This is a genomic window from Streptomyces sp. ICC1, from assembly GCF_003287935.1.
Classification (GTDB): domain Bacteria; phylum Actinomycetota; class Actinomycetes; order Streptomycetales; family Streptomycetaceae; genus Streptomyces; species Streptomyces tritrimontium.
In genome coordinates this window covers 323,208-337,066 of the sequence record NZ_CP030287.1, presented here as the reverse complement: position 1 = coordinate 337,066, position 13,859 = coordinate 323,208, and the positions used below count along the sequence as shown (strand labels likewise).

The following is a 13,859-nucleotide window of genomic DNA, read 5'->3' as shown; positions in this document are numbered from 1 at the left end:
CCCGGGCCGGCGGGGCGGCCGGCCCGGGCCGCCACCCCGCCGGCCCGCAGGGTCAGGACAGGGCCGCCACCCGGTCCCGGTACGTCCGCACGGCCGAGGCGTCCCGGTAGGGCTCCAGCCGGCGCTCGAAGTCCCGTACGTACTCCACCGCGCGCACCGACCGCATCTCCATCGCCTGCTGCGCCGCCTCCGCGCCCAGCGCGCACGCCTGGTCCAGCTCGCCCAGCCCCAGCCGGGCCGTGGCCAGCACCACCCGGCAGAACAGCCGCGAGCGCGCGTACCCGGGCGCCCGCAGCTGGAGCGAGCGCTCCGCGTGCTGCGCCGAGGCCCGGTACTGCTGCAGGTCCCGGTGGCAGTGCCCGAACTCGTCGGCCAGCTGCGCCTCGTCGTAGCACCGCGCCCAGTGCGGTACGTCGTCACCGGGCCGGGCCGCGCCCAGCGACCGCTCCGCCCGCACCAGCGAGGCCGTGGCCGCCCGGACCTCGCCCAGCACCGCGTGCCCTCGCGCCTCCGCCGAGTGCAGCAGCGCCTGGACCACCGGCGGCGGGCCCGAGCCGACGCCCTGCTGGGCGACGCGGGCCAGCTGCACCGCCTCCCGGCCGTGGCCGAGGTAGACCGCCTGCCGGCTCATGGTGACCAGCACGTACGCCCCGTACGGCCGGTCCGCGGCTGCCTGGGCGAGGCGCAGCGCCTGCACGAAGTACCGCTGGGCGAGCCCGTGCGCGGCGATGTCGTACGAGGTCCAGCCCGCGAGCCGGGTCAGATCGGCGGCGGCGGAGAACAGCCGGCGCCCGGTGGTCTCCCCGTAGGTGCCGCGCAGCATCGGCTCCGCCTCGTGCTCCAGGTAGCGCACCAGGGCCTGGCGGGCATGGCCGCCGCCGTAGGCGTGGTCCAGGGTGCGGAACAGCTCGCTCACTGATCTGAGCGCCGCGATGTCGCCGCCCGTCACCCGCTGCCCGGGCCCGCGGTCGATCTGGCGCTGGCGGGGCACCGAGGCCCGGCCCTGCACGGGCCGGCCCTGTTCGGGGACGCGGGAGGCGGCCTGTTCCGCCCCGCGGCCGACCCGCTCGTCGGCCCGCCCGATGAGCCAGTCCCGGCTGGGCACCACCAGCCCGGCCGGGGTGAAGGCGATCTTGCGCAGCTCGGCGTGCGAGCCCGAGTCCTTGCGCCACAGTCCGCTCGCGATGTCGACGGCCTCCTCCGGGGTGGCCGCGAACTCCAGCCCGGCGTACACGGGGGCGCACGCGTCCAGGCCCAGGTCCTGGGCCGAGAGGCGCCGCCCGAGGCGCCGGGTGAACACCTCGGCGATCAGCGCCGGGGTGGTCCCGCGCGGCTGCTGCCCGCGCAGCCAGCGGGTCACGGAGGTTTTGTCGTACCGCAGGTCGAGACCGTGCTCGAGACCGAGCTGGTCGACGCGGCGGGCGAGCCCGGCGTTGGAGAACCCGGCCTCGGCGATCAGTGCCGCGAGCTGCCGGTTGGGGACACGCTGGGCAGGTCGTTCCGTCATCGGCTCCACGGTTTCCTGACGTGACGGACCGGAGTCCCGGCCCTGTGAACGGCGTGAATGTAGCGGCGAACTTCGCCTACACCGCCCCCTCTGTCCCACATTCATCCGATCGTGTGGAGAACCGGTAGGGGTCTTTACGGACCGACCCCCTCCACCCGCGTACGCTGCGGGCCATGACCCGCCGGACCACCGGGGAGCAGCCCCCGGAGCGCTGCGAGGACCATGCGGATTCCGCCACGGCCCCGCTTCCCGCGCCAGAGCTGACCGAGGCGGAGTGCCGGCGCTGCGGGACGTACATCGCCGGGCTCGACGGGCGGTACGCGTGCGGGGTCTGCGGCTGGGTGAACGACCACTCCGAGGGGCACCGCAGGCTGCCCCGGGCGGACGAGGACCCGGACCGGCCGGCGAAGGGGCGCAGACGCCCGCCACAGCTCCCGGGACCGCCCGCGGAGCCCGCGCCCGGGCCCGTGGATCCGGGGCCGCGCGGGCCTTTCGCGCAGGCCGCGGCGGGTGGCTGACGGGCCGCTGACGGGCCGCGAGGGGGTCGCCGTACCCTTGGCTGGTGCGATACGTGCACACAGCAAGTTCGACGGCAGGTTCGATGAGGAGGCGCCGCGGTGGCTGATCTTGGGTTTGTCCATCTGGGCTTCGGACCGGACGCCGTGGAGTACACGGTGGCCTGGGAAGAGCAGCGCCGGGTGCACGCGGCCCGCTTCGCGGACGAGATCGGGGACACCTGCCTGCTGCTGGAGCACCAGCCGGTCTACACCGCCGGCCGGCGCACCGCCGACAGCGAGCGCCCGCTCGACGGCACGCCCGTCGTGGACGTGGACCGGGGCGGCAAGATCACCTGGCACGGCCCGGGCCAGCTGGTCGGCTACCCGATCATGAAGCTGCCCCGCCCGGTGGACGTGGTCGCCCACGTGCGCCGCCTGGAGGACGCGCTGATCCGCACGGCCGCCGAGTTCGGCCTGGAGACCACCCGCGTCGAGGGGCGTAGCGGCGTCTGGGTGCTCGGCGACCCGGTGGAGGAGCGTCCGCGGATCGGCGGGCTGTCCCTCGACTTCGACCCGCGGCTGGCGGACGAGGAGTTCGACCCGCGGCTGAACGGCCCCGAGTACGCGCCGTCCAACGCCGGCCAGCGCCGCGAGGACCGCAAGCTCGCCGCCATCGGCATCCGGGTCGCCAAGGGCGTCACGATGCACGGGTTCGCGATCAACGTGAACCCGGACAACACCTGGTTCGACCGGATCGTCCCCTGCGGGATCCGGGACGCCGGTGTGACCTCGCTCTCCTACGAGCTCGGCCGTGAGCTCACCATCGCCGAGGTGCTGCCGGTCATCGAGCGGCACCTGAAGGACGTCCTGGAGCAGGCGGAGCTGCTGCCCCGCGAAACGGCGCCCGCACCGGTCTCCTAGCGGCCCTGGCCGCCGCCGGGGAATGGGCCCGGCGGCCCGCAGGTTGGCCGACGTAAGAGCGTATGAAATTACGGGCGTACCCTGGTGGGCGCCGAAGAATCGAAGTCACAGGGAGCCGGTCGTGTCCGCAGTCGCACCCGACGGACGCAAGATGCTGCGCCTCGAGGTCCGTAACGCCCAGACCCCCATCGAGCGCAAGCCCGAGTGGATCAAGACCCGGGCGAAGATGGGTCCCGAGTACACCAAGATGCAGGCCCTGGTGAAGGGCGAAGGACTGCACACGGTGTGCCAGGAGGCCGGTTGTCCGAACATCTACGAATGCTGGGAGGACCGCGAGGCCACCTTCCTCATCGGTGGCGACCAGTGCACCCGGCGCTGCGACTTCTGCCAGATCGACACGGGCAAGCCCGAGGCGCTGGACCGGGACGAGCCCCGCCGCGTCGGCGAGTCCGTCGTCACGATGGACCTGAACTACGCCACCATCACGGGCGTCGCGCGCGACGACCTGGCGGACGGCGGCGCCTGGCTGTACGCGGAGACCGTGCGCCAGATCCACCAGCAGACGGCGGGCCGCGCGAGCGGCCACACCAAGGTCGAGCTGCTGGCCCCCGACTTCAACGCGGTCCCGGAGCTGCTGGAGGAGGTCTTCGCCTCCCGCCCCGAGGTCTTCGCGCACAACGTCGAGACGGTGCCGCGCATCTTCAAGCGGATCCGTCCGGGCTTCCGCTACGAGCGCTCGCTCGAGGTGATCACCAAGGCGCGCGCCTACGGCCTGATCACCAAGTCCAACCTGATCCTGGGCATGGGCGAGGAGCGCGAGGAGGTCAGCCAGGCGCTGAAGGACCTCCACGAGGCGGGCTGCGAGCTCATCACCATCACCCAGTACCTGCGGCCCTCGCCGCGCCACCACCCCGTCGAGCGCTGGGTGAAGCCGGCCGAGTTCGTCGAGCTGGCGAAGGAGGCCGAGGACATCGGCTTCTCCGGCGTCATGTCCGGCCCGCTGGTCCGGTCCTCGTACCGGGCGGGTCGCCTGTACCAGCAGGCGATGGAGAAGCGCGCGACCGTCTGAACGGACTGTGTGAATTCGCGCACAAAGTCTTACCGATAGGTAACACCGCATCGACGCGGCCCCTAGGCTCTTCCTCGGAAGTGCCCGGCGGGTCGCGTCGGCGTTTGCAACGTGTCCATCACATTTGACCGAGTGGTCACGCCCTGGTAACACCATTCAGTGACGATTGCTTGACGCACAGCACACACCCCTGGTCACCCCCCGACGTGAGCTCCGTGAAAGGGATCGACATCATGCAGGCCGCGCCCGTACGCGCCATCGCCATCCCGTCCTTCACCGACGCCTTCCGGGGCATTGAGTCGCTGCTCATGAGCGGCGCCCGCCGCAACGCCTGGACGGCCGTCCTCGAAGACCGCCGCAGGGCCCAGGACCGGGTCGAAACCGAGCACGTACTCGAGGCCGCGGCGACCCGGACCGAGAAGGCCACGTAAACTTCGCTGCATGGCGAGGAAGTCAAACGCAGAGACTGCTGCGAACCCCGGGCGACTGAAGCAGATCGCCCTGACGTACAAGATGACGCGCAAGGCCGACCCGAAGGTCGGTCTGATCGTCGCGGGCGTGGGAATCGTCACCTTCGGTGTCTTTCTCGCGATCGGCTTCCTGATCGGCCACCCGGTCTACCTGGGCATCCTGGGCTTCCTGGTGGCGTTCCTTGCGATGGCCGTCATCTTCGGACGACGGGCCGAGCAGGCTGCCTTCGGGCAGATGGAGGGCCAGCCGGGCGCGGCCGCGGCCGTACTGGACAACGTGGGACGGGGCTGGACCACCACCCCCGCCGTCGCGATGAGCAAGCAGCAGGACATCGTTCACCGGGCCGTCGGCAAGGCCGGTGTGGTCCTGATCGCCGAGGGCAACCCGAACCGGGTGAAGCCGATGCTCGCGAACGAGAAGAAGAAGCTGGCCCGGATCATGCCCGAGATCCCGGTCCACGACTTCATCGTGGGCAAGGGCGAGGGCGAGGTGCCGCTCAAGAAGGTCCGTACGACCCTGATGAAGCTGCCCCGCGTGCTCTCCGGTCCCCAGATCACCCAGGTCAACGACAAGCTCCGGGCCATGGGCGACTTGCTGAGCAACATGCCGATCCCGAAGGGCCCGATGCCCAAGGGGATGCGCATGCCGCGCGGCGGAAAGATGCGCTGACCAGATTTTCGTATACAACGCACGGGCGCCCCGAGCCGGATGGCTCGGGGCGCCCGTGCGTTGTCGCGTGTGCCGCGTACCGCGTGTGCTGCGTGTTCTCAGATCCGGACCTGGACGGCGTGGCTGACGCGGTCGTGCAGTCCGCGGCCGTCGCGGTCCCAGACCAGGGCCGGGATGACCAGGGCGAGCAGCACGGTGCGCAGGATCACGCGCCCGATGCCGAGCCGGCTGCCGTCCTGCCGGATGACCCGGATGCCCAGGATCCGCTTCCCGGGGGTAAAGCCCACGGTGCCGACGGTCAGGATGCTCAGGAGTACGAAGAGCCCCAGCGTCCAGTTGCCCGCACCGGTCCAGTCGCGGCCTGTGATCAGCCCGTATGCGATCAGCTGGCAGGCCAGCCAGTCGATGAGCACGGCCCCGAAGCGGCGGCCGAACCGTGCGACGGAGCCGGGCCCCTGCTGCGGCAGGCCGAGCTGCTTGCCCGGGTACCCGAAGTCGACGCCCATCTGCTCGGCGGTCTCGCGGGGGCCCGAGAGCCAGGATCCGATTGCTTGCCTCTTGTCCACCCGAACACGGTACCTGTGCTGCCTCCCGCCGTTCCGGCGGGACCCTGGTTAACTTGTGCGAAACAAATGGGTCATGCTTGAGAAACCCCGTCTGCTTATGGTCGGGTCAGCGTGCGGCACCGCACTGACGCACCACTAGCTATAAAGCCCGCCCCTGCCCCGGGGTCGGGAGTAGGAGGAGTTGGATGTTCAAGAACGCCGACGAAGTGACGCAGTACATCAAGGAGAACGACGTCAAGTTCGTTGACGTCCGCTTCTGTGACCTGCCTGGTGTGATGCAGCACTTCACCATCCCGGGGCGCGCGTTCGACCCGAACGAGGAGCTCGCCTTCGACGGCTCCTCGATCCGCGGCTTCCAGGCGATCCACGAGTCCGACATGGCGCTGCGCGCCGACATCACCACCGCGCGCCTGGACCCGTTCCGCAAGGACAAGACGCTCAACATCAACTTCTTCATCCACGACCCGATCACGGGCGAGGCCTACAGCCGCGACCCGCGCAACGTCGCGAAGAAGGCCGAGGCGTACCTCGCCTCCACCGGCATCGCCGACACGGCGTACTTCGGCCCCGAGGCCGAGTTCTACGTGTTCGACAGCGTGCGCTTCGCGACCACCGCGAACGAGAGCTTCTACCACATCGACTCCGAGGCCGGCGCCTGGAACACCGGTTCCGAGGAGAACAACCGCGGCTACAAGGTCCGCTACAAGGGCGGCTACTTCCCCGTCGCCCCGGTCGACCACTTCGCGGACCTGCGCGCCGAGATCTCCCTCGAGCTGGACGCCCAGGGGCTCCAGGTCGAGCGCCAGCACCACGAGGTCGGCACCGGCGGCCAGGCCGAGATCAACTACAAGTTCAACACGCTGCTCGCCGCGGCCGACGACCTGATGCTCTTCAAGTACATCGTGAAGAACGTCGCCTGGCGCAACGGCAAGACCGCGACCTTCATGCCGAAGCCGATCTTCGGCGACAACGGCTCGGGCATGCACGTGCACCAGTCGCTGTGGGAGAACGGCGTCCCGCTGTTCTACGACGAGGCCGGCTACGCGGGCCTGTCGGACACCGCGCGCTACTACATCGGCGGCATCCTCAAGCACGCCCCGTCGCTGCTGGCGTTCACCAACCCGACGGTGAACTCCTACCACCGCCTGGTTCCGGGCTTCGAGGCGCCGGTCAACATGGTGTACTCGCAGCGCAACCGCTCCGCCGCGATGCGCATCCCGATCACGGGCTCGAACCCGAAGGCCAAGCGCGTCGAGTTCCGCGCCCCGGACCCGTCCTCGAACCCGTACCTCGCCTTCGCGGCGCTGCTGCTCGCGGGCCTCGACGGCGTCAAGAACAAGATCGAGCCGATGGAGCCGATCGACAAGGACCTCTACGAGCTCTCCCCGGACGAGCACGCGAGCGTCCCGCAGGTCCCGACCAGCCTGGACGCGGTCCTCAAGGCCCTGGAGGAGGACCACGAGTACCTCCTGGCCGGCGGTGTCTTCACCCCCGACCTCATCGAGACCTGGATCGACTACAAGCGCACCCACGAGATCGCGCCGATCGCGCTGCGCCCGCACCCGCACGAGTTCGAGCTCTACTTCGACCTCTAAGCCGTGCCGTGCTGACGTGCTGATCCCGACGCACTGATCGCGAGAAGCCCCGCCCCTTCCTTCCGGAAGGGGCGGGGCTTCCGCGTTCCCGCGGTCCGAGGTCGGCTTCGCGGCTAGTTTCGGGGCATGGACGACGTGTGGAAGACCATCGGGGCGCTCGTGGCGCGGTTCGACGAGCACGACCGGGAGCGCGGGGTGGCGCGGGAGGAGAGCGTGACCCTGCAGATCCTGAAGATCGGCGAGGAGTTCGGCGAAGCCGCGCAGGCCGTCATCGGGGCCAAGGGCACCAATCCCCGCAAGGGCAACTCGCACACGTGGGGCGACGTGGAGGCGGAGGTCGCCGACGTCATCGTCACGGCGATGGTCGCCCTCGCCCGGATGCGGCCCGACGCCCCCGCCTTCCTCGCGGAGCACCTGCGGGAGAAGTCGCGGCGGTTCCTCTGAGGCGGCGCGCGGGCGGGGACCGGCGGGGCGCGGCGGTCAGCGCATCAGGGGCATCGCGCCCGTGAGGTCGCGCAGGCAGCGGATCGCCAGTTCGGAGGGGGAGCCGGGGCCCGAGGGCGGGGTGTCCGTGGTGGACCAGAGTTCCAGGGCGATGCGGATCGCGTCCGTGGCCGCCGCCGCGAGGAGGCGGACGCCGAGGGCCTCGGCCTCCGGGCCGGCGAGTCGGGCGACGACCGGGACCAGGCGCTCCTCGGAGTCCTGGTTCACCCGGTACCAGACCCCCCGCAGCGCCTCGTCGGTCGCGGCGGCGCGCAGCAGGCCGCGGGTGACCTCCAGGCCCTCCTCGAGCGCCTGGGGGTCGGTGAGCGAGCGGGTGACGGCGCGCTCCAGGGCCTCGACGAGCGGGGTGCCCGGATCCTCCTCGGCGAGCAGTGCGCGCCAGGCGTCGCCGCCGCCCGCGAGCAGCGGGGCGACCGCCTCCTGCTTGTTGCGGAAGTAGCGGTAGAACGTGCGCAGTGCCACCCCCGCGCGGTGGGCGATGTCCTCGGCGGTGGTGCCGTCGGGGCCGTTCTCGGCGAAGAGTTCGCAGGCCGCGCGGGCGATGTCGAGCTGGGTGGCGGCCTTGCGGCGCTCGTTCAGCGACTGGGCTCCGGGGCCGGCCTGGGGAGAGTACGGACGAGGGGATCTCACGGGGGGAAGGATACCCCGCGCCCCCTCGTGTGAATGCATGGTTTGACAGTCTGGCAAAACGTGTCATCGCCGGAGTACGCTCCTCCCCATGAACCGTTACGAAGGACGTCGCGTCCTCATCACCGGCGGCGGCTCCGGCATCGGCCAGGCCACCGTCCACCGCATCCTCGCCGAGGGCGGCCGCGTCCACACCGTGGACGTGAACGAAGCCGGCCTGAAGGCCACGGCGGAGCGGGCCGCCGCCGACGGGCACGCCGACCGCCTGACCACCGCGGTCCTCGACATATCCGACGAGGCGGCCGTCCGGTCCGGCGTCGCCGCCGCCGTCGACGCCCTCGGCGGCAGCGGCCTCGACGTACTGGTCAACGCGGCGGGCATCCTGCGCTCATCGCACACCCACCAGACCACGCTCGAGTTCTGGAACAAGATCATCTCGGTCAACCTGACCGGAACGTTCCTGGTCATCCGGGAGTCGCTCCCGGCGCTGCTGGCGGGCGACCAGCCGGTCGTCGTCAACTTCAGCTCGACCTCGGCGAGCTTCGCGCACCCCTACATGTCCGCCTACGCGGCCAGCAAGGGCGGCATCCAGTCCATGACCCACGCCCTGGCCGCCGAGTACAGCAAGCAGGGCCTGCGCTTCGTCTCCGTGGCGCCCGGCTCCATCGAGTCCGGCATGACCACCGGCAACGGCCCGGGCCTGCCCGAGGACACCGACTGGAGCCTGTTCGCCAAGCTCGCCCCGGCCCTCGGCCAGGGCTTCGCCGGCCCGCAGACGGTCGCCGGCGTCGTCGCCATGCTGGGCTCCGAGGACGGTGCCTTCATCACCGGCACGGAGATCCGCATCGACGGCGGCACGCACTACTAGGCCCCGGGCAAGCGCAGGCGCCCAACGGGTGCCCGCACGCCCTGGCAGGCGTCTACGGATGCCCGCACGCCCTGGCAGGCGCCTGCGGGCACCCGTGGGCGCGGACAGGCACCGACCGGCACCACGGGGCGGTCAGCCCCTGAAGCGGTCCCACAGCCGGGGGAAGCGCTCCGCGAGCACGGCTTCGTTCTCGAAGTCCAGCGGGGCGCCCTCCGGCTCGGCCGCCTGGAGCGGGATGCCCAGCTCCGGCGCCACCGCCCCGGTCAGCTGCTCGTACGCCTCGTCGGCCGCGTACCCCAGCTCCTCGCCGTCCCCGTCGATCTCCTCGTCGAACTCGCCGAGCAGCTCCGCCAGGTGGTCGGGGTCGTGCACCCCGCCCTCGAAGACCTCCCGCCCCTGGCCGATCAGCCAGCACCGGAAGTAGTCGAACGCGTCGTCGCTCGCCCCGTCGAGCAGCACCCAGGCCGCGCCCCACAGGTCCCAGGTGTAGGCCCGGTTGTACCGCGACTCGAAGTGCCGGGCGAAGTCCAGGACGGAATCCGGATCGAGCTGGGCCAGCCGCTCGACGAGCAGCTCGGCGTGTTCCTCGGGGTCGCCATCGGCGGCCTCGCGGGTACGGTCGACCATCTCCCAGAACTCCGTCTCGTCCATCACGGCTCCAGCATCACGGGTCCGCCCCCGCGCCGCCACCGCGCACACGGCGAAAGGCCGGTGTCCGACCCCCTTGGCGGGGGTGGACACCGGCCTTTCGGCGTGCCGGGTGCGGTTGCTCAGACGTCTGAGGGCTCAGGAGCCCGCGCGTCCTCAGAGGCCGTAGCGCTCGCGGGCTTCCTTGATGGAGGACGCCGGTACCTCGCCGCGGCGGGCGAGCTGGGCCAGCGCGGCCACCACGATCGACTGGGCGTCGACACCGAAGTGACGGCGGGCGCCCTCGCGGGTGTCGGACAGGCCGAAGCCGTCCGTGCCCAGCGAGGTGTAGTCCTGCTCGACCCACTGGCTGATCTGGTCCGGGACCTGGCGCATCCAGTCGGAGACGGCGAGCACCGGGCTGGTGACGCCCTCCAGCGCGCGGCTGACGAACGGGGTGCGCATCTCGCCGCGCAGCAGCGCCTCGTCGCACTCCAGCGCGTCGCGGCGCAGCTCGCCCCAGGAGGTGGCGGACCAGACGTCGGCGGCCACGTTCCACTCGGCGGCGAGCAGCTTCTGCGCGTCGAGCACCCAGTGGATCGCCGTACCGGAGGCCATCAGCTGGATCTTCGGGGCGTCGGCGGCCGGGGCCGCCTCCGCCAGGTCCGCCGCCGTGTTGAAGCGGTACAGACCCTTGAGGATGCCTTCCTCTACGCCCTCGGGCATCGCGGGCTGCGGCTTCGGCTCGTTGTAGACCGTCAGGTAGTAGAAGACGTCTTCCGGCTTCTCGCCGTACATCCGGCGCAGACCGTCCTTGACGATCACCGCGATCTCGTACGCGAAGGCCGGGTCGTAGTTGAGCGACGCCGGGTTCGTGGACGCGATCAGGTGCGAGTGGCCGTCCGCGTGCTGCAGGCCCTCACCGGTCAGGGTGGTGCGGCCGGCGGTGGCGCCGACGATGAAGCCCTTGCCGAGCTGGTCGGCGAGCTGCCACATCTGGTCGGCGGTGCGCTGCCAGCCGAACATCGAGTAGAAGATGTAGAACGGGATCATCGGCTCGCCGTGCGTCGCGTACGACGTGCAGGCGGCGATGAAGTCGGCCATGGCGCCGGCCTCGGTGATCCCCTCGTTGAGGATCTGGCCGTCCTTGGCTTCTTTGTAGTACATGAGCTGGTCGCGGTCGACCGGCTCGTACGTCTGGCCCAGCGGCGAGTAGATGCCGGCCGACGGGAAGAGGGACTCCATGCCGAAGGTGCGGGCCTCGTCGGGGACGATCGGCACCCAGCGCTTGCCGGTCTCCTTGTCCCGCATCAGGTCCTTGACGAGCCGGACGAAGGCCATGGTGGTGGCCATCTCCTGCTTGCCGGAGCCCTTGAGCAGCGGGGCGAAGGAGCGGTCCGCCGGGGCCGGCAGGGCCACGTGCTTGACCTTGCGGGCCGGGGCGGGCCCGCCGAGCGCCGCGCGGCGCTCGTTCAGGTACTGCACCTCGGGGCTGTTCGCGCCCGGGTGGCCGTACGGGACCTGGCCGTCGGCGAAGGCGCTGTCCGGGATCGGGAGGCCAAGGAGGTCGCGCATGTCCTTGAACTCGTCGATCGTCAGCTTCTTCATCTGGTGGTTCGCGTTCTTCGACTCGAACCCGGCACCCAGCGTGTAGCCCTTGACGGTCTGCGCGAGGATGACCGTCGGCGCGCCCTTGTGCTCCAGGGCGGCCTTGTACGCGGCGTAGACCTTGCGGGGCTCGTGGCCGCCGCGGGAGGTGTGGAAGCACTCCGCGATCTTCGCGTCGGACAGTACGCCGGCCAGCTGGACGAGCTCGGCGTTGGCGCCGAAGAAGTGCTGGCGGATGTAGGCCACGTCGCGGGTCGCGTACGTCTGGAACTGCGCGTCGGGTACCTCGCGCAGGCGGCGTACCAGGGCGCCCGTGGTGTCGAGCTGGAACAGCTCGTCCCAGGCGGAGCCCCACAGCGACTTGATGACGTTCCAGCCGGCGCCGCGGAACTGGGCTTCCAGCTCCTGGACCACGCGGAAGTTGGCGCGGACCGGACCGTCGAGGCGCTGCAGGTTGCAGTTGATGACGAAGGTCAGGTTGTCGAGCTGCTCGCGGGAGGCGAGGGCCAGGGCGGCGGTCGACTCGGGCTCGTCCATCTCGCCGTCGCCCAGGAAGGCCCAGACGTGCGAGTTGGCGGTGTCCTTGATGCTCCGGTTCTGCAGGTAGCGGTTGAAGCGCGCCTGGTAGATCGCGGAGAGCGGGCCGAGGCCCATGGACACCGTCGGGAACTCCCACAGCCACGGCAGGCGCCGCGGGTGCGGGTAGGACGGCAGGCCGTTGCCGCCGGCTTCCTGGCGGAACTTGTCGAGCTGCTGCTCGGAGATCCGGCCGTCGAGGAAGGCGCGGGCGTAGATGCCGGGGGAGGCGTGGCCCTGGATGTAGAGCTGGTCGCCCGATCCGTCGGCCTCCTTCCCGCGGAAGAAGTGCTGGAAGCCCGTCTCGTAGAGCCAGGCCGCCGAAGCGAAGGTGGCGATGTGGCCGCCGACGCCGTACTTGGAGCCGCGGGTCACCATGGCGGCCGCGTTCCAGCGGTTCCACGCGGTGATCCTGGCTTCCATCGCCTCGTCGCCGGGGAACTCCGGCTCCGCGGCGGTGGGGATGGTGTTGACGTAGTCCGTCTCAAGAAGCTTCGGCAGCGCGAGGCCGGCGGCCTCGGCGTGCTGGAGCGTGCGGCGGATCAGGTATTCGGCGCGGCGCGTACCGGCGGCCTTGGCGACTGCGTCGAGGGAGGCCGCCCATTCGGCGGTCTCCTCGGTGTCGCGGTCCGGGAGCTGGTCGAGCTCGCTCGGAAGCTTTCCTACGGGGTCGGACATCGGTGTGCGCCGCCTTCCGGACAAAGGAGAGGTGGTGAAGAAATCCCTGACGGGCAGGACAGGGTCGTTGGACCCGGGTGGGGTCCGCGGATGACTGTAAGTCGCTGATCGATGATCGATCAAATGAAAGTGAAAAAGAAACGTCCATATGACAAAAGTCGGCACCGGGTGCCAGGAAATTAGGCACCCAGTGCCGGGCAAATCAGAGGAAAAGGGGCAGTCGGCACGGGGTGAAGCGGGCAAGCGGGGGCAAGATCAAGCCCGCGGCGCGCACCCCAGCACGTGCCGCTTCACGAGCAGCCCGATCTCCGGATCCTGGTTCCGGAAGGCGTCCACGAGGGCTTCGTGCTCCTCGGCGTAGGACTTCTGGACGGTTCCCAGCCACCGGATGGACAGGGCCGTGAAGACCTCGATGCCCAGGGACTCCCAGGTGTGCAGCAGCACGCTGTTCCCGGCCGCCCGCACCATCTCCCGGTGGAAGCCCACGGTGTGCCGCACCTGCGCCGTGCCGTCCGCGCTGCGGTCGGCGTCCCACAGGGCCGCCACGTGCGGTTCCAGGGCCGTGCAGTCCAGGGCGAGACGGGGCGCGGCCAGCTCGGCCGCGATCTGCTCCAGGCCCGCCCGGACCGGATAGATCTCCTCCAGGTCCGCCGCCGACAGGTTCCGTACGCGCACGCCCTTGTTCGGCGCCGACTCGATCAGCCGCAGCGTCTCCAGCTCGCGCAGGGCCTCGCGCACGGGCGTCTGGCTGACCTCCAGCTCGACGGCGATCCGGCGCTCCACGATCCGCTCACCGGGCTTCCAGCGCCCGCTGACGATCCCCTCCACGATGTGCTCGCGGATCTGCTCGCGCAGCGAGTGCACGACGGGTGGGGTGATCATCGGGTCTTCATCTCCTGGTGGGTGTGCAGGGTCACGCGGGGCCTGATGCGTAGACAATACGGCGGCTCCGGTCGTCGCGATGCGTTCCCGGTCAGGGACCCGGGGTGAGGCTGCTTACAAACAAGACGGCGCCCCCGTCCGGGAGATCCCGGACGGGGGCGCCGTGACGCGGCAGACGGTGCTGCGCGCGGGGT

At 70.6% G+C, this 13,859-nt stretch carries 14 protein-coding genes; 8 read left to right on the top strand and 6 right to left on the bottom strand.

Annotated features, from left to right (window positions below; translation table 11 throughout):
* Window positions 1-52 precede the first annotated feature (52 nt).
* The gene (locus DRB96_RS01540; RefSeq protein WP_112446415.1) at window positions 53-1,507 is read right to left on the bottom strand and encodes a regulator; all 1,455 of its coding nucleotides are present in this window, start codon (window positions 1,505-1,507) and stop codon (window positions 53-55) included.
* 173 nt (window positions 1,508-1,680) lie between these two features.
* On the opposite strand from DRB96_RS01540, the gene DRB96_RS01535 reads away from it, so the two are divergent.
* The 5 genes from DRB96_RS01535 (at window position 1,681) to DRB96_RS01515 (ending at window position 5,134) form a co-directional block, all read left to right on the top strand.
* A complete protein-coding gene (locus DRB96_RS01535; protein ID WP_112446414.1) occupies window positions 1,681-2,025 on the top strand; it encodes a hypothetical protein in 345 nt (114 codons plus the stop codon).
* A gap of 99 nt (window positions 2,026-2,124) precedes the next feature.
* Window positions 2,125-2,925, top strand: coding sequence for a lipoyl(octanoyl) transferase LipB (gene lipB / locus DRB96_RS01530; RefSeq protein ID WP_112446413.1), 801 nt, complete (start codon window positions 2,125-2,127; stop codon window positions 2,923-2,925).
* 121 nt (window positions 2,926-3,046) lie between these two features.
* Window positions 3,047-3,994, top strand: a complete 948-nt coding sequence (lipA, locus tag DRB96_RS01525; RefSeq protein WP_112446412.1) for a lipoyl synthase — start codon at window positions 3,047-3,049, stop codon at window positions 3,992-3,994.
* A 233-nt stretch (window positions 3,995-4,227) separates the two neighbouring features.
* Window positions 4,228-4,425, top strand: coding sequence for a hypothetical protein (locus DRB96_RS01520; RefSeq protein WP_112453136.1), 198 nt, complete (start codon window positions 4,228-4,230; stop codon window positions 4,423-4,425).
* A gap of 10 nt (window positions 4,426-4,435) precedes the next feature.
* Window positions 4,436-5,134, top strand: a complete 699-nt coding sequence (locus DRB96_RS01515) for a DUF4191 domain-containing protein (RefSeq protein ID WP_112446411.1) — start codon at window positions 4,436-4,438, stop codon at window positions 5,132-5,134.
* Window positions 5,135-5,232: 98 nt separating this feature from the next.
* Here the strand turns inward: DRB96_RS01515 and DRB96_RS01510 are convergent, their stop codons facing one another.
* A complete protein-coding gene (locus tag DRB96_RS01510) occupies window positions 5,233-5,700 on the bottom strand; it encodes an RDD family protein (protein WP_112446410.1) in 468 nt (155 codons plus the stop codon).
* 185 nt (window positions 5,701-5,885) lie between these two features.
* Here DRB96_RS01510 and glnA point away from each other — a divergent pair, with 185 nt between their 5' ends.
* Together glnA and DRB96_RS01500 are read left to right on the top strand one after the other, a co-directional pair.
* Window positions 5,886-7,295 carry a type I glutamate--ammonia ligase gene (gene glnA / locus DRB96_RS01505; RefSeq protein ID WP_112446409.1) on the top strand — a complete coding sequence of 470 codons (1,410 nt, stop codon included), beginning with the start codon at window positions 5,886-5,888 and terminating at the stop codon, window positions 7,293-7,295.
* 126 nt (window positions 7,296-7,421) lie between these two features.
* Window positions 7,422-7,739 carry a MazG-like family protein gene (locus DRB96_RS01500; RefSeq protein ID WP_112446408.1) on the top strand — a complete coding sequence of 106 codons (318 nt, stop codon included), beginning with the start codon at window positions 7,422-7,424 and terminating at the stop codon, window positions 7,737-7,739.
* Window positions 7,740-7,775: 36 nt separating this feature from the next.
* Here DRB96_RS01500 and DRB96_RS01495 read toward each other — a convergent pair whose 3' ends face one another.
* Window positions 7,776-8,429 (bottom strand): TetR family transcriptional regulator, encoded by a 654-nt coding sequence (locus DRB96_RS01495; protein WP_239516078.1) that lies wholly within the window; start codon window positions 8,427-8,429, stop codon window positions 7,776-7,778.
* Between the two features lie 88 nt (window positions 8,430-8,517).
* Here DRB96_RS01495 and DRB96_RS01490 point away from each other — a divergent pair, with 88 nt between their 5' ends.
* On the top strand, window positions 8,518-9,294 hold the full coding sequence (locus tag DRB96_RS01490) for an SDR family oxidoreductase (protein ID WP_112446406.1): 777 nt from the start codon (window positions 8,518-8,520) through the stop codon (window positions 9,292-9,294).
* A 132-nt stretch (window positions 9,295-9,426) separates the two neighbouring features.
* On the opposite strand, the gene DRB96_RS01485 is transcribed toward DRB96_RS01490, so the two are convergent.
* From DRB96_RS01485 to DRB96_RS01475, 3 genes are all read right to left on the bottom strand, one after another.
* The gene (locus DRB96_RS01485) at window positions 9,427-9,945 is read right to left on the bottom strand and encodes a DUF4240 domain-containing protein (RefSeq protein ID WP_112446405.1); all 519 of its coding nucleotides are present in this window, start codon (window positions 9,943-9,945) and stop codon (window positions 9,427-9,429) included.
* 153 nt (window positions 9,946-10,098) lie between these two features.
* The gene (aceE, locus tag DRB96_RS01480) at window positions 10,099-12,783 is read right to left on the bottom strand and encodes a pyruvate dehydrogenase (acetyl-transferring), homodimeric type (RefSeq protein WP_112446404.1); all 2,685 of its coding nucleotides are present in this window, start codon (window positions 12,781-12,783) and stop codon (window positions 10,099-10,101) included.
* A gap of 255 nt (window positions 12,784-13,038) precedes the next feature.
* A complete protein-coding gene (locus DRB96_RS01475; RefSeq protein ID WP_112453135.1) occupies window positions 13,039-13,662 on the bottom strand; it encodes a GntR family transcriptional regulator in 624 nt (207 codons plus the stop codon).
* Between the last annotated feature and the right edge of the window lie 197 nt (window positions 13,663-13,859).

Bases quoted from the DNA above. Each gene is read 5' to 3' on its own strand.
- DRB96_RS01540 (WP_112446415.1), bottom strand. From the start codon at position 1,507: ATGACGGAACGACCTGCCCAGCGTGTCCCCAACCGGCAGCTCGCGGCA.
- DRB96_RS01535 (WP_112446414.1), top strand. From the start codon at position 1,681: ATGACCCGCCGGACCACCGGGGAGCAGCCCCCGGAGCGCTGCGAGGAC.
- DRB96_RS01520 (WP_112453136.1), top strand. From the start codon at position 4,228: ATGCAGGCCGCGCCCGTACGCGCCATCGCCATCCCGTCCTTCACCGAC.
- DRB96_RS01515 (WP_112446411.1), top strand. From the start codon at position 4,436: ATGGCGAGGAAGTCAAACGCAGAGACTGCTGCGAACCCCGGGCGACTG.
- glnA (WP_112446409.1), top strand. From the start codon at position 5,886: ATGTTCAAGAACGCCGACGAAGTGACGCAGTACATCAAGGAGAACGAC.
- DRB96_RS01500 (WP_112446408.1), top strand. From the start codon at position 7,422: ATGGACGACGTGTGGAAGACCATCGGGGCGCTCGTGGCGCGGTTCGAC.
- DRB96_RS01490 (WP_112446406.1), top strand. From the start codon at position 8,518: ATGAACCGTTACGAAGGACGTCGCGTCCTCATCACCGGCGGCGGCTCC.
- DRB96_RS01485 (WP_112446405.1), bottom strand. From the start codon at position 9,945: ATGGACGAGACGGAGTTCTGGGAGATGGTCGACCGTACCCGCGAGGCC.
- aceE (WP_112446404.1), bottom strand. From the start codon at position 12,783: ATGTCCGACCCCGTAGGAAAGCTTCCGAGCGAGCTCGACCAGCTCCCG.